This window comes from Zobellia alginiliquefaciens, from assembly GCF_029323795.1.
GTDB classification, from domain to species: domain Bacteria; phylum Bacteroidota; class Bacteroidia; order Flavobacteriales; family Flavobacteriaceae; genus Zobellia; species Zobellia alginiliquefaciens.
Window position 1 is genome coordinate 3,626,201 of the sequence record NZ_CP119758.1, and the last position, 15,407, is coordinate 3,641,607.

General features: G+C 39.4%; 13 protein-coding genes. All 13 read left to right on the forward strand.

Features of this window, described 5'->3' with window-relative positions:
• Positions 1-93: 93 nt before the first annotated feature.
• The 13 genes from P0077_RS15085 to P0077_RS15145 all read left to right on the forward strand — a co-directional run bounded on the left by P0077_RS15085 (position 94) and on the right by P0077_RS15145 (position 14,995).
• Entirely contained in the window at positions 94-1,785 is a 1,692-nt protein-coding gene (locus P0077_RS15085) for an FAD-dependent oxidoreductase (protein WP_276166039.1), read from the forward strand.
• Positions 1,782-2,528, forward strand: a complete 747-nt coding sequence (locus tag P0077_RS15090; protein ID WP_276166040.1) for an SGNH/GDSL hydrolase family protein — start codon at positions 1,782-1,784, stop codon at positions 2,526-2,528. The genes P0077_RS15085 and P0077_RS15090 overlap by 4 nt, the downstream gene beginning before the upstream one ends.
• 12 nt (positions 2,529-2,540) lie before the next feature.
• Positions 2,541-2,843 (forward strand): LamG domain-containing protein, encoded by a 303-nt coding sequence (locus P0077_RS15095; protein ID WP_276166041.1) that lies wholly within the window; start codon positions 2,541-2,543, stop codon positions 2,841-2,843.
• Positions 2,844-2,911: 68 nt separating this feature from the next.
• Positions 2,912-4,114 (forward strand): putative glycoside hydrolase, encoded by a 1,203-nt coding sequence (locus tag P0077_RS15100; protein ID WP_276166042.1) that lies wholly within the window; start codon positions 2,912-2,914, stop codon positions 4,112-4,114.
• A 298-nt stretch (positions 4,115-4,412) separates the two neighbouring features.
• Positions 4,413-5,852, forward strand: coding sequence for a sulfatase-like hydrolase/transferase (locus P0077_RS15105; RefSeq protein ID WP_276166043.1), 1,440 nt, complete (start codon positions 4,413-4,415; stop codon positions 5,850-5,852).
• A 23-nt stretch (positions 5,853-5,875) separates the two neighbouring features.
• Positions 5,876-7,534 carry a sulfatase family protein gene (locus P0077_RS15110; protein ID WP_276166044.1) on the forward strand — a complete coding sequence of 553 codons (1,659 nt, stop codon included), beginning with the start codon at positions 5,876-5,878 and terminating at the stop codon, positions 7,532-7,534.
• A gap of 105 nt (positions 7,535-7,639) precedes the next feature.
• On the forward strand, positions 7,640-8,380 hold the full coding sequence (locus P0077_RS15115; RefSeq protein ID WP_276166045.1) for a DUF6250 domain-containing protein: 741 nt from the start codon (positions 7,640-7,642) through the stop codon (positions 8,378-8,380).
• Between the two features lie 31 nt (positions 8,381-8,411).
• Entirely contained in the window at positions 8,412-9,620 is a 1,209-nt protein-coding gene (locus P0077_RS15120) for a BT3233 family polysaccharide utilization protein (protein WP_276166046.1), read from the forward strand.
• A 5-nt stretch (positions 9,621-9,625) separates the two neighbouring features.
• Complete coding sequence (locus P0077_RS15125) at positions 9,626-10,939, forward strand: sugar porter family MFS transporter (RefSeq protein WP_194526597.1); 1,314 nt, start codon at positions 9,626-9,628, stop codon at positions 10,937-10,939.
• 21 nt (positions 10,940-10,960) lie between these two features.
• Positions 10,961-11,791: a 5-dehydro-4-deoxy-D-glucuronate isomerase gene (kduI, locus tag P0077_RS15130; RefSeq protein WP_276166047.1), complete on the forward strand. Its 831-nt coding sequence runs from the start codon at positions 10,961-10,963 to the stop codon at positions 11,789-11,791.
• A gap of 33 nt (positions 11,792-11,824) precedes the next feature.
• A complete protein-coding gene (locus P0077_RS15135; RefSeq protein ID WP_276169211.1) occupies positions 11,825-12,589 on the forward strand; it encodes an SDR family NAD(P)-dependent oxidoreductase in 765 nt (254 codons plus the stop codon).
• Between the two features lie 38 nt (positions 12,590-12,627).
• Positions 12,628-14,103 carry a sulfatase family protein gene (locus P0077_RS15140; RefSeq protein ID WP_276166048.1) on the forward strand — a complete coding sequence of 492 codons (1,476 nt, stop codon included), beginning with the start codon at positions 12,628-12,630 and terminating at the stop codon, positions 14,101-14,103.
• 28 nt (positions 14,104-14,131) lie between these two features.
• Entirely contained in the window at positions 14,132-14,995 is an 864-nt protein-coding gene (locus P0077_RS15145; protein ID WP_276166049.1) for an AraC family transcriptional regulator, read from the forward strand.
• Positions 14,996-15,407: the final 412 nt, after the last annotated feature.

Below are 15,407 nucleotides of genomic sequence, written 5' to 3' on the forward strand. Positions count from 1 at the left end.
ATAGAAGTTGAACAATAAGAGATACACGTTTTGTTCAATAAAGAATAAACTTGTTTAAATCAATAATCAACAACTTATAACTCGTTCTTACCTATGTGGAATTTCTTATCGAACACCTCAATTTTCAAGTCCATAGTTTGTGCATTTTTGCTGATGCAAATAGCATGCGCTCCAAATAATGAAAAAAATATAGATGCAGAAGTGGTCATTTATGGTGGCACATCTGCCGCCATTGCTACAGCGGTGCAATTGGCAAGAATGGATAAATCGGTCATTATTGTTTGTCCGGAAACCCATATTGGCGGACTCTCATCTAGCGGATTGGGATTCACCGATTTGGGAAATAAAGAGGTCATCGGTGGTATTTCAAAAGAGTTTTATCAAGAAGTATACAAGCACTACCAAAATGAAGAAGCTTGGAACTGGCAACCAAGGGAAGAGTATGGTAACGAGGGGCAAGGTACTACTGCTATAGATGATGAACTCAAGACCATGTGGACATTTGAGCCCCATGTTGCTGAACAAATCTTTGAGCAATTTATAAAGGAGCATAACATTACCATACATCGCGATAAATGGCTCGATAGGGAAAAAGGGGTAGAAGTAGAGAACGGCGTGATCAAATCTATCACCATGTTAGACGGGGAGAATTATAAAGCCAATATATTCGTTGATGCCACCTACGAAGGAGATTTAATGGCAGCTGCAGGTGTCAATTATCATGTAGGTAGGGAAGCTAATAGTGTATATGGTGAAGAATGGAACGGCGTACAAAAAGGCATTTATCACCATAGCCACAACTTTCAACAGCTGAATATTAGTCCGTATGTAATACCTGGCGATTCCACCAGCGGTGTGCTTCCAAGAATATCAACAGCGCCACCTGGTGAAAATGGTTCGGGTGATAAAGGTGTGCAGGCATATAACTATAGATTATGTACTACCAATGCAGAAGGTAACGTGGTACCTTTTGAGAAACCAGAAAATTATGACCCAGCACAATATGAGTTATTGAGAAGGGTGTTTGAAGGTGGTAGATATTCCATGTTCGGAGGAGGAAAGATTCCCAATAAAAAGCGCGATGTCAATAACGTAGGACCGTTCAGCTCAGATAATATTGGAATGAATTACGATTATCCCGAAGCATCTTATGAAAAGAGAAAAGAAATATTGCAAGAGCATATAGACTATCACAAAGGTTTGCTTTATTTCTGGGGTCATGATGAAAGTGTACCGGAGCGATTTAGAACCAGCATTAAAAAGTGGGGACTTGCCAAAGACGAGTTTGTGGATAACGGTCACTGGCCCTATCAAATTTACGTTCGCGAAGCTAGAAGAATGATTGGGGAATTTGTAATGACAGATAACGAGATCCTAGGTAAAAAGAAAGTGCAGAAACCAATAGGTATGGGTTCTTACGCCATGGATTCCCATAATGTTCAACGCTATATCACCAAAGAAGGTTATGTACAAAATGAAGGTGATCTAGGAATAGAACCAGACGCTCCATATCAAATACATTTAGGAACAATCTTACCAAAGCAAGATGAATGTAAAAATTTATTGGTTCCTGCGGCGGTCTCTAGTTCGCACATTGCATTTGGTTCTATAAGAATGGAGCCTGTGTTTATGATTTTGGGTCAAAGTGCAGGTACACTTGCCGCGATGGCCATAGATGCGGATAAAAATATTCATGATGTTGACTATACGGCTTTAAAGGAGCAGTTGCTTAAAGACGACCAAGTGTTAGAGTATAATAAACAACTAGTTGAAGCGTCTAAATGAGAATAACCAGAAATCATATCATTTTCATCGCATTGTTTTTTGCAACTTCATTATCAACCCATGCTCAAGTAATAAATGCCGGTGTGGGCGGTAACACTACTGTACAACTTTTAGAAAGATTACAAAATGATGTATTGGAAAAAAAACCAGATCTGGTAATAGTAATGGTCGGTACCAATGATATGCTGAATTCTAGAAAGTTGGTTTCATATCGGGCATATGAAGATAATTTAGAGCATATCGTAAAAAGCATAAAGCAAACGCATAGTAAAGTAATACTTATGACTTCACCTCCGGCAGATTCCGTGTATTTGTTTAAAAGGCATGATAAAAAGTTGTTCAATGAGGCACCCAACGTTAAATTAGATAGTGCAAGAAATAGTGTGTCTCGTGTAGCAAACAAAATGTCGGTGCATTATCTGGATCTATTTCAGATTTTTAAAGATATGGATTTGCCAAAACACAACATCGATTTATTTTTTAAGAATATAAGCAATAGTGGTGCCGCGGACGGAGTGCATCCTACGGCGTTGGGCTATCGGTTTATTGGTGAACTGGTATTCCACTATTTAAAGGAAAACCAGCTACTGGAAAAGTCTCAGAAAATCATTTGTCTAGGCGATTCTATAACCTATGGCAGTGGTATGCAAGGCAGGGGAACAGCTACGGGAGATACCTATCCCGCAATACTTCAAAATTTTATAAAAGAATACAACCGTGTAAATAGAACAACCAAGAACTGAAAAAACTAAACAATGAGAAATCACCGATTATTACTTATCTGCGTCACACTAATTGTAAATGTGGGTATCTCCAATGGACAAAATCAAAAGAAGTTTGAGAATGGTTTTATACAATTGTTCAATGGTGAAAATTTTGATGGTTGGCATCTAAAACTGAGGAATGGAGATAGTGCCAAGGCGAAAGAAGTATATACTATTGAAGATGGTATGGTGCATGTTTTTAAGTGCATGCCAGATAGTTTCGGCAACATCGTGTTGGAGTTTAAAGAAGGAGAACTTCTATTGCATAACGAAGTCCCTATCACTATAACCTAAGAACATTCGGAGAAGAAATTTAATGCTGATGCATTACGAAAAATTGAATTGTAATAAACTGACTTAAAATGAGAGACGAAATCTTAATACGAAACCATTCAAATAGAATCCGGATTACCATATTGTGCTTATTTACAGTTATCGCATGTGCTTACGGACAGCAGAATGATACGAGCTTCAAAGGAAAGTCGTATTTCCCTAAATTCAGTTGGGACACTACGCCTATGTACTATCATTTTGGAGATATTGACCGGGTATTGGAACCAGAAGAGATTCAATTTATATCAGATAGAACGGATTTTATCTGCATGGAGAAATCACATGCATACAACCAGCTTGGTGACCAGGTATTGGGTACAAAGCATGAAGTTGAGGCATTTCATAAAGTGAAGCCAGATGTTAAAGTGTTGTTCTACTACAATTCGTATGTGGTATGGCCTTTCTCCCAATTTAATAAAGAATTCACTCGGGAAGGCATTGTAAAAAACAAAGAATTGACCAAGTTTTTGGCCCGTGATCCCCAGACTGGAAAACTTTTGGAAAAGACAAACGGACCTGCATTTTCGTACTATTTTGATGCCTTAAACCCTGAATTTCGTGAATGGTGGGTGGCATCGGCCGTTGAGGGTGTTAAAATTTCAGGTTCTGACGGAATATTTGTCGACCGAATGAATGTAGATGAGAATTCTGATTATCATGTAGACGATTTAGCGGAATTAGCAAAAGCCAAAGGGAAAATGATGGCTGCCCTAAAAGAACAAATGGGACCTGATAAAATACTAGTAGGGAATAACGCGGCTCGAACCAAAGAGGTTTTTCCTCATTGTGATGCGTTTATGTTCGAGCATTATAATTCATCCGTGACCAATAAAGAAAATTTGCTTAAAGAATGGAGCGATATGGCCCGCATTGCGGAAGCTGGTAAAATATCAATCTATCGCTTTGGAGCCAAAGGAAAAGGTAAAAATGATATTACCAAAGGGGCTACAAAGACGGGTGGAATAGAGAAGAGGTCTCATGATCAGTTAGAATTTCACCACGCATGTTACCTCATAGGCGCTCAGCCATATTCTTATTTTCAATGGAATTGGGGTTGGAATCTAGCAGATGGTAATTTGGTTGATTACCCTACATTACAAAAACCGTTAGGAAAGCCCAAAGGAGCTTTTAAACGTGAAAAACCTGATGGTTGGGTATTTACACGAGAATTTCAACATGCAAGTGTTTGGGTGGATACGGAAGCAAAAACCGCAAAAATTACCTGGCATTAATGGGTTAAAGATGTCACGGATTTATTAGAGTCTTCTTTGTTGCTATACTCAATTTAAGCGCTATTGACCATGATAGTACAAGATGGTGTAGAACGTATAAAAGTTTAGTTTTATACCCAAACATTGCTCAAAGGATTTTTTGATATAGAAATACGTCCTTAGATTTTTATTGCCCTGATATCACCTTGATTTTAAGCAAAATGAATCATGAGTGATAGTATAGGGCATATAGTTTATATCCTATTTGTAGCGCTAGAATTACTTTGCAATTCAATAATAATTTGAAAATTTAGTTAGAATGACTATTCGTTTTGTTTCTTTTTTGATGTTAATAGTTTCATTTTTATCTGCCGAAGCACAGGCCGAAAAAAAATCGAAACAACCCAATATTGTTGTTTTTCTATGTGATGATTTGGGCTATGGAGATTTATCGGCATACGGACATCAAACCATAAAAACACCGAATATCGATAAGCTAGCGGAAACTGGTATAAAAATGACCGATTTCTATTCCGCGGCACCCGTTTGCTCTCCATCCCGAGTTGGCCTTCTTACTGGCCGTAGTCCCAATAGAGCGGGTATTTATGATTTTATCCCGGGTCCTAAACAGAGTGAAGATTTGCGTCATTTGGTCCATCTTCAGAAAGGGGAAGAAACTATTCCTGAACGTTTAAAAACGGTAGGATATGCTACAGCTTTGGTTGGGAAATGGCACTGTAGCTCACTTTTTAACAATCCGGCACAGCCACAACCCGATTATTTTGGATTCGATTATTGGTTCGCAACACACAATAATGCTTCACCTAGTCATGAGAACCCTAGAAACTTTGTTAGAAATGGCGAAAAAGCAGGTCTTATTGAAGGTTTTAGTTGTCAGATTGTGGTTGATGAGGCTATCGATTGGCTCGATAAAAAGGAGAATAATAATCCTTTCTATTTACAAGTAACTTTTCATGAACCTCATGAACCCATAGCTTCTCCAGAGGATTTGGTTCAGGAGTATTTACCATATTCTAATGGTCGTGCCGAAGCCGAGTTTTATGCCAATGTAGCCAATGTAGACAAGGCAGTGGGTAGGTTATTGGCATATTTAGAAGAAAACGGTACGGATAACACTTTGGTTATTTTTACTTCGGATAACGGACCGGAAACATTTTCGCGTTATTCTGGTGCAAAACGAACCTTTGGACAGACCGGAGGGTTAAAAGGAAGAAAATTATGGACGACCGAAGCTGGTTTTCGCGTTCCTGGAATCGTAAAATGGATCGGGAAGGACACCTATAACGGTACAACCGATGCCGTAGTTTCTGCACTTGACATTTTGCCCACACTTTGCGAAATTACCGGCGCTAAATTGCCAAATAGAGAACTTGATGGGGAATCTTTTGCTTCTCTTCTAAAAAATGGACAGTTTAAAAGAAAAAAACCGCTAATTTGGGGATTTTATAATGCATTGAACGAACACCAGGTCGCTATGAGACACGGTGATTATAAAATATTGGCCAGACTGAAGAACAATGGGGAGTATCTTCCCAACCTTAACAACATGTATAAGGGAAACGAAGAACTGATTAAGAGTAGTGAATTGACCGATTTTGAATTATATAATTTAAGGGATGATAGCAGGGAAGCCTCAAACTTGGCTACCGTTGACCCAAAAGTTTTTAATCAAATGAAGAATTTGCTTCAAAAGGAATATCAAACTCTTTTGAACGGTAGTCATATCTGGCAAGAATAATCGGAATAATTATAAATATAGATATGAACAGAATTGGGTTTAGAACAGTAAAAATGAGGAGCTATTTAGTGGCACTTACCGGTGTTTTAGCATTTGTGGGGTGTAACGAAATTAAGGAAACGAAAAAGCCTGAAAAAGCGAAACAACCCAACATTTTGTTCATCATGTCCGATGATCATGCCTACCAGGCCATCAGTGCTTACGATAATAAATTGGTACAGACTCCCAATATAGATCGCTTGGCAAAAGAAGGTATGTTGTTTACCAATGCCAGTGTAACCAATTCAATTTGTGCCCCCTCAAGAGCGACTATTCTCACGGGAAAACATACTCACATTAACGGTAAGATCGATAACCTGATGCCGTTTGATACCACGCAGGTTACTTTTCCGCAGATTTTTCAAAAGAACGGTTACCAGACCGCCATGTTCGGCAAGCTACATTTTGGAAACAATCCAAAGGGAGTTGACGAGTTTATGATCCTTCCGGGACAGGGACATTATATCAACCCTGATTTTATTACATCCAAAGGAGATACTACTATTACCGGCTATGTTACGGACATTATTACCGATGTTACTTTAAATTGGCTAAAAGAAGACCGAGAAGAAGACAAGCCCTTTATGATGATGTACCTTCATAAGGCACCACACAGACCATGGTGGCCAAGTCCAGAAAAATTCGAGGAGTTTACAAAGAAAGAATTTCCTGAGCCGGAAACCCTGTTCGACGATTACAAAAATAGGGGAACGGCTGCAAAAACAGCAGAAATGAACTTGCTAAAACATATGATGTACAGTCATGATAGCAAGATAAGACCGGAACTGGTAGAGAAAATGGGAGATAAGGTAACTCCTAAAGTAGAGGAATTCGAGAACGGGTTTTATGGCCCGTACGATCGTGCAAATAGCGAACAAAAAGCGAAGTACGATAAGATATTAGATGAAATTAATGCCTATTTTGAAAAGAATTGGCCATCAATGACAGAGGAGGAAAAGATGCGATGGAAATACCAACGCTACATGCAAGATTATTTAGCTTGTATTTCATCGGTTGATGATAATGTAGGTAGAGTACTAGACTATCTGGAGGAAAGTGGATTGGCAGAAAATACCATAGTAGTGTACACTTCCGACCAAGGATTTTACTTGGGTGAGCACGGCTGGTTCGATAAACGATTTATTTATGACGAATCATTTAAGACCCCACTCATCATAAAATGGCCAGAGACTATTAAACCCGGTTCTGTAGAAAATGAAATGGTTCAGAATCTGGATTTTGCCCCTACGTTTTTGGAAGCTGCAGGTATTGATGTTCCTTCGGATATGCAAGGGGAAAGTCTAATGCCGCTATTAAAAGGAGAAAGTGAAAAGTGGGATAGGGATGCGGTATACTATCACTATTATGAATACCCTAGCGTACATATGGTGAAGCGCCATTATGGTATCGTTACCAAAGAATTTAAACTGGCGCATTTTTATTACGATGTAGATGAATGGGAATTGTATGATAGATTGAAGGACCCTAAAGAACTGAACAATGTTTTTGATGATCCAGAATATGCCGAAACCGTAGAAGAACTACAAGCTAAGCTTAAAGAACTTAGAAAGAAGTATAAAGACTCGCCAGAATTAGACCAGAAGTATATAGACATTTATAAGGAAATGGAGGCAAAAAAGTAGACTGATATTTGATAGGATAAATAGCAAAACTTCTTCAAGTATAAAGGAAGAGTTTACTCAAGAAGAAATAGGAGGAGAGAAGAGAAGATGATTTTAAAAGTACTTATGAATAACAGAATTAAAAACAATATACTACTAATCCTACTGCTCGTAGGGTCAATTACGCATACCGTAATAGGTCAAGAAGAAAAGGTGAAAATTAATGATACGTTTACAGCAGATGCTAGTCTAATGTATTTGGATTCTTTTGAATTGGGGATGGAAAATTGGAAGGTTGAGCAGATGCCTGGAGGCACGGTAGCCTTAAAGGATGGAAAGATGGAAATTACAGATGTTGCCGGTTGTACGGTCTGGCTCATGAAAGAATTGCAAGGCCCACTTATGATAACCTACGATGCTTATGTAATAGATGAAGGTGGACCACAAGATCGTGTATCAGACCTTAATTGTTTTTGGATGGCAAAGGATATGGAAAACCCGGATAATCTTTTCGCTAACTCTGCGAAACGTGGCGGTAAATTTTCAAACTACGACCATCTTAGATTGTACTATATGGGGGTTGGTGGCCACGATAATACCAAAACCCGTTTCCGTAGGTATAGTGGAGATGGTGAACGGCCGTTGTTACCAAAATATGATTTGTCAAAAGAGAAATATCTTCTAGAGGCGAATGCGTTGACCCAGATAAAAATTATAGCCTACAACGGAATCATTCAGTACTACCGAGACGGGGAATTAATTATAGAGTATAATGATCCAAACGCATATTCCTCAGGATATTTCGGTATTAGGACAGTTAACAATCACATGACCATAGATAATTTTAAGGTCTATAGTCTTGAATAAAAAATAGCATAGTAACACTAAAACGTAACTCATGAAAAGCAACCTATCTATTCCTTTAAAACTCGCCCAGCTATCTGCACTCTGTCTGATGGTGGCTTGCGAACCTGTAGCCAAGAGTGAAACAGTTTCTGTGGCGGTTAAAAATAACCTTGATTTCCCTAGAAATGAAATTGTGGGCGTGCACATTCAAGATTTATCCGGAGTTCTTAAAAATAATGGGGAGAACCACCTTCGGGTTAAAAAAGTTGGCTCCCAAGAGTACCTTCGTACACAGTGGATGGATAACGATCAAGATGGAACAAATGACGAGTTGCTTTTTCAAGCGGATATAGCGGCAAATGCAAGTTCTGAATATGTCATTTTAGTCGATAGTACAAAGGCTCCGGAAGAAAGTGAAGTCATTGCCTACTCGCGTCTCGTACCAGAAAGAACGGATGATTATACATGGGAAAATGATAAAGTAGCTTTCAGAACCTATGGGCCAACAGGTGAAAAAGAAGCTTTGGCCGGCGTTCCGGGCAGTACACTTTCTAGCGGAATAGACTTATGGTTAAAACGTACGAATAAGGCCATCATCAATAAATGGTACAAGGCGCACGAAGCCAATCCTGGCGCTTACCATAAAGATCGCGGTGAGGGGTATGACCCGTACCATGTGGGCGGAAGCCGTGGTACCGGTGGTATTGGTATTTGGGAAAACGACAGCCTTTTGGTTTCCAATAATTTTACGGCTTCTAGAACATTGGCTGACGGGCCTTTGCGAACGGTTTTTGAGCTGGACTATGCCCCGTGGAGTGCATATGGAGTGAAGGAAACCAAGCGAATTACCCTTGATTTAGGTTCTAATTTTTCAAAATTCGATATATCCCTTTCTTCGGAAAAAGAGGTTCCTAATTACACGGTGGGGATTACGCTGCACAAAAATGAAGGTGATGCCGCTATAAACAAAGAAGAGGGGTGGTTCCGTCATTGGGAAACTATAGATAGCTCAAAAGTAGGGGAGGGTGTTGTTGTTGACCCCAAAATAGTGAAGGATGCAATTGCTTATAAATCGGATGTTACGGACCAAAGCAACTTGTTTATTGTTACCAAACCTCAAGAAAAGTTGAGCTACTACGCCGGTTTTGCATGGCAAAAAAGTGGGCAAGTGTCTTCGGTTAATGATTGGGAAATTCTCTTAAAACAACAAGCACAAATACTATCCAACCCTTTGGCGGTAACTATACAGGAATCTAAATAAACCTCATGAAAAATAAATTACTTTTTACCTCTTTTGTAGTGGCCCTAGCGGGATTCTTATTCGGTTTTGATACCGTTGTGATTTCGGGAGCGGACCAACAATTACAGGCTTTATGGGGTACTTCAGACCTTTTTCATGGCACCTTTATTATGTCTATGGCACTTTGGGGAACGGTTTTAGGAGCTATTTTTGCCTACATTCCCTGTGATAAAATAGGCCGAAAAAATACACTGTTGTGGATTGGTGTTTTGTATCTCGTGTCGGCCTTAGGTTCAGGTTTGGCCACTGATCCGTATCTATTTTCGTTCTTTCGGTTTTTAGGAGGATTGGGGGTAGGAGCATCTACAGTTGCAGCACCTACCTACGTGTCGGAAATAGCACCGGCAAATAGTCGTGGCCGTCTGGTAGCCTTGTATCAGTTCAACATCGTTTTCGGAATTCTGATTGCATTTATCTCTAACTTCTTGTTGAAGGATTTTGGCTCGGAACCTTGGCGTTGGATGATCGGTATTGAAGCGCTTCCGGCATTAATCTACACTTTGGCTATGTTGGGGGTTCCTAAAAGCCCTAGATGGTTGCTGGAGAAGAAAAATGATTTGGAGGGAGCAAAGAGGATACAACTGGACCTCACGGGTACCGAGTTGGATGAATCGGTCATTCATGAGTTGAAAGCTGAACAAACCGAGAAATCCGCATTGTTCGTTAAAAAATACAAATTCCCTTTAATGCTGGCCTTTTTGATTGCCTTTTTCAATCAATTATCCGGTATTAATGCCTTTCTATACTACGCACCGCGGATCTTCAGTTCTGCAGGTTTGGGAGAAAATTCGGCTTTGCTGAGTAGTATTGGTATAGGCGTTACAAATTTGGTATTTACTTTATTGGGACTTTATTTAATAGACAAAGTAGGGCGTAAAGTATTAATGTACATCGGTTCTATTGGGTATATTATTTCCTTAACTATGGTCGGTTTGGCCTTTATGTTAGATTGGGAAGGAATGATGGTGCCAATTTTCCTTTTCATGTTCATTGCCTCGCATGCCATTGGGCAGGGTGCGGTAATCTGGGTATTTATATCCGAGATATTCCCCACAAAATTACGGGCTCAAGGGCAGTCTTTCGGTACTTCTACCCATTGGGTACTCGCTGCATTGATAACCCTCATCATGCCTATTGCCTTGGGTAGTTTATCAAACCCTGGTATTGTGTTTTTCTTTTTCAGCGGTATGATGGTGCTACAGCTGTTGTTCGTCATTTTCATGATGCCGGAAACAAAAGGGAAGACATTAGAAGAGTTACAAAAAATAATAACAAAATAATTAAATCAAAAAAATCAGAAAATGGAAGTTAAGTACGCTGTGCATCCGGATGATGCCAAATTATATGACACACAAAGAATACGAAAAGAATTTCACAGCTCGGACCTTATGGGTGAAGATGCTATAACCATGGTATATACGCATTATGATCGTTTTATATATGGTACAGCTTTTCCTAAATCCAAAGACCTTCAACTGGAAAGTTATGATGAACTAAAAGCCGATTATTTTTTGCAGAGAAGAGAATTGGGCGTTATCAATGTTGGAGGCAAAGGAACAGTTACCGTAGACGGTGAAGTTTTTGAATTGGAAAATTTAGAGGCTCTATATGTGGGGAAAGGTTCAAAAGAGGTAAGTTTTGCGAGTTCGGACAATTCCGAGGCGGCGCAATTTTATTTGAATTCCGCTCCCGCACACAAAGAGTATCCAACCAAAAAAGCAACCCGTTCAGATGCTAATATAGTAGAGTTAGGTGCTGCAGAAACCAGTAATGAAAGAACATTATATCAGTACATTCATGAAGACGGAATTCAGAGCTGCCAGTTGGTAATGGGATATACCGAATTGAAAAAAGGAAGCGTTTGGAACACCTTTCCACCGCACACCCATGAACGTAGAATGGAAGTCTATTTTTATTTTGATATTCCTGGGGATAATATTGTGATGCATTACATGGGGCAACCCCAAGAAACACGTCATATCGCCATGAAAAATTTTGAAGCGGTAGTTTCTCCACCATGGTCTATCCATTCAGGTTCGGGTACAAATAACTATAGGTTTATCTGGGGAATGGCTGGTGAAAATAAAGCTTTTACGGATATGGATGGAGAACCTTTACAAGGGGTACTTTAAATTTTTTAAAAACGATAGTTAGAACAAATTATGATATTGGATAAGTTCAGTTTAAAAGGAAAAACAGCTTTGGTAACAGGGTGTAAGCGTGGAATCGGTTTTGCCATGGCGGAAGCTTTGGCGGAAGCCGGAGCGGATATTATTGGGGTTTCCGCTTCATTGGAGCTTTCAGGTTCAAAAATTGAAAATCGCATAACCGAGTTGGGGAAAAGCTTTAAAGCCTATCAGTGCGATTTTAGTGATAGAAAAGCACTCTATGCGTTTCTTGAAAAGGTAAAATCAGAAAACCCTACTATTAATATTTTGGTGAACAATGCTGGTACTATTTTAAGACAACCGGCAACCGAACATAGTGATGAGTATTGGGATAAGGTAATTGAAGTAAACCAAAATGCACAATTCATACTTTCTAGGGAAATAGGAAAAGAAATGGTGAAAAGAGGGAACGGAAAAATCATTTTCACCGCTTCATTATTGACGTTCCAAGGAGGTATTACCGTTCCGGGATATGCCGCTTCAAAAGGAGCGATAGGTCAGTTAACTATGGCGTTGTCAAATGAATGGGCCGGGAAAGGAGTACAGGTAAATGCCATTGCTCCAGGCTATATTTCTACGGATAATACGGAAGCTTTACGAAATGATAAAGACCGTAGTACATCCATTTTAGGGCGAATTCCGGCCGGAAGATGGGGTGAACCTGAAGATTTTAAAGGTCCTATTGTGTTTTTGGCATCACAAGCTTCCAACTACATGACAGGTTCCGTTATGCTCGTAGACGGTGGCTGGATGGGCAGATAACAAAAATCAATTAGAGTCAAAAACCAAAACAAACAGAAATGAAAATTGCATACAAAGGCATCTTGTTCACTTTAATCATCATGTTGAGTTTATCCTCATATAAATCCGAAGAGAGAAAACCGGAACCTAAAAAGCGACCTAATTTTCTATTTGTTTTGGTCGATGACCAATCGCCTTTTGATTTACAGGTCTATGACCCAAAATCCATATTGGAAACCCCTGTTATTTCAAAATTGGCAGCGGAAGGAACGGTAATAGAGAGTGCGAGGCATATGGGATCATGGTCAGGAGCTGTTTGCACCCCGTCCCGGCATATGATTATGAGCGGGCGTAGTGTTTGGCACCTTCCCTCTAGAGGAGAGTTTAAGAATCCAAACAATCCTGTAGGTCTTGAAAAGCAGACCATAGGTGCGGTATTTAATCGCGCGGGCTATAAAACCATGAGAACCTGTAAAAAAGGAAATTCATATCCTGCAGCAAACGAACAGTTCACCGTAGTACATGATGCTACCAAAAGAGGCGGCACCGAAGAAACGGGCAGTGCCTGGCATGCCAAGCAGGTGTTGGAGTATTTGGGAGACCGGGAAAAAGAGCAAGAAGACAATCCGTTTTTTATTTATTTTGGATTTTCACATCCTCACGATGTAAGAGATGGCACCCCAGAGTTATTGGAAAAATATGGAGCCGTAAACCATACGGATAAAAATAGTCTTCCTCTTGCGAATGACAAGCAACCACCGCTTCAAGAAAATTATTTGGAAGCCCATCCATTCTTTCACGGGCATCCACAACTTCGGGATGAAGAACGGGTTAGCGGCGTCTGGAAGAATAGGGACGAGCAGACCATTCGTAACGAGTTGGGCAGGGAGTACGCCTGTTCGGAAAATATAGATATTCAATTGGGCAAGGTACTCAATAAACTAGAGGCTATGGGCGAATTGGATAATACCTATATCATTTATACATCGGACCATGGAATGTCCATTGGGCGTCATGGTCTCACCGGAAAACAGAATTTGTACGAGCATACATGGCGTGTGCCCATGATAATAAAAGGCCCAGGGCTTCCTTCTGGAAAACGTGCAGAAGGCAATATTTATTTAATGGATATTCTGCCAACTTTATGTGATTTAGCAGGAATTGAAACGCCTACCACTGTAGAGGCAAAAAGCTTTAAACCCGTTTTGGAGGGGAAAAGGGAGACCGTAAGAGAGGTTATGTACGGGATGTATTGCGGAGGAACGAAACCGGGAATGCGTACCGTTAAGAAAGGCGACTGGAAGTTGATTAAATATGATATGATGGATGGAGCGGTACAAGAAACACAGCTTTTTAATTTGGCAGAAAATCCCAATGAATATTTAAAAGATCATAATAAAGACGGGGAAATGCAGACCAATTTGGCCGACAACCCAAAATTTGCGGATAAGCGAACTGAAATGGAAGCCTTATTGTTGTCTGAAATGGAATCCCATGACGATCCCTACAGATTATGGGATCAACAAGCAAAATAGGCCATTGCTCTGAATTGAATTGTAGAACATGAAACTTCATTTATTAAATAGAACGTCCGTATCTGATCGGTCGTTTTCCATCTCACATAATTTGTATCCTAATTTTTTAAGGGTATGGCATTATCATCCAGAGATTGAGCTGGTGGTTATCCTTAAAAGTTCGGGAACACGTTTTATTGGCGATAATATTGAAAAGTTTCAAGAGGGGGAAGTGGTTCTCATCGGAAAAAATTTGCCACATATGTGGTTGAATGATGAGGTTTATTTTAAGCCCGATAGTGTCTTGGAGGCCGAGGCTTTTGCTATTCATTTTACAAAAGGATTTTTAGGAGAAGGTTTTTTTGATATACCCGAAATGAAACAGATAGCATCACTTTTAGATAGGGCAAATAGAGGTGTCAAGTTTAAGGGTTTGAGTGATAGCCGAATTAGTGAAATCACGAACCTGATCAATTATGACTCCACCACTAGGGTTTTCAAGTTTATAGAGGTTTTATATGCTTTGTCCAAACACGATAATTATCAATTGTTGTCAAGTTCAAGCTTCGTAAATTCCTTTCAAAAAACGGATAATCTGCGCATGGATAAGATATATGCATACGTTTTTGAAAATTTTAATAATGGTATAAGTGCCAGCGATGTTGCTGAGATGACAGGAATGAATAAATCTGCATTCAGCCGGTATTTTAAGAAAGCACATAGAAAATCTTTTACAAGATATCTTAATGAAATTAAGGTGGGGTACGCTTGCAGACTTCTATTGGAAAACAAAGAAAGCATTACTTCCATCGCCTATTTATCGGGCTTTAATAATATTTCTAATTTTAATAGACAATTTAGGGCCATTCACCATATGGCACCCTCTGCTTATTTAAAAAATCATTCCTCTTAGAGTTAGAAAGTTAGCTTTTTCAGGCCATTTTGGCATCAATATTTAGACGTATTTTTAGATTATTTGCTTGTTCATTTATAGCTAATGCTGTTACCATAGAAGCTATCTTCCTAATATGGTAAATCCTTCTCATTTCTCAGTAATTGTAACCATAGTTAGTTAAATTAGAGGATTTGGGCAAAAATAGTATTGTAAATGGTGTTTTTTTTGGTAGTCGACAGTTGTATAGATTATTAGTTTTATGAACACTGATATATTCTTAAAAAAACAGGAACTTAATTAAGATATTGTGATTTCAGCAGTCTTTAAATTACCTATTTGAAGGTGTATGTCCATCTGATATTGTTTTACAAAGGAAATCGGTCTCATAAGTAGTGTTCGAGGGAAAGCGTACACTGGGTTATGTGATTTT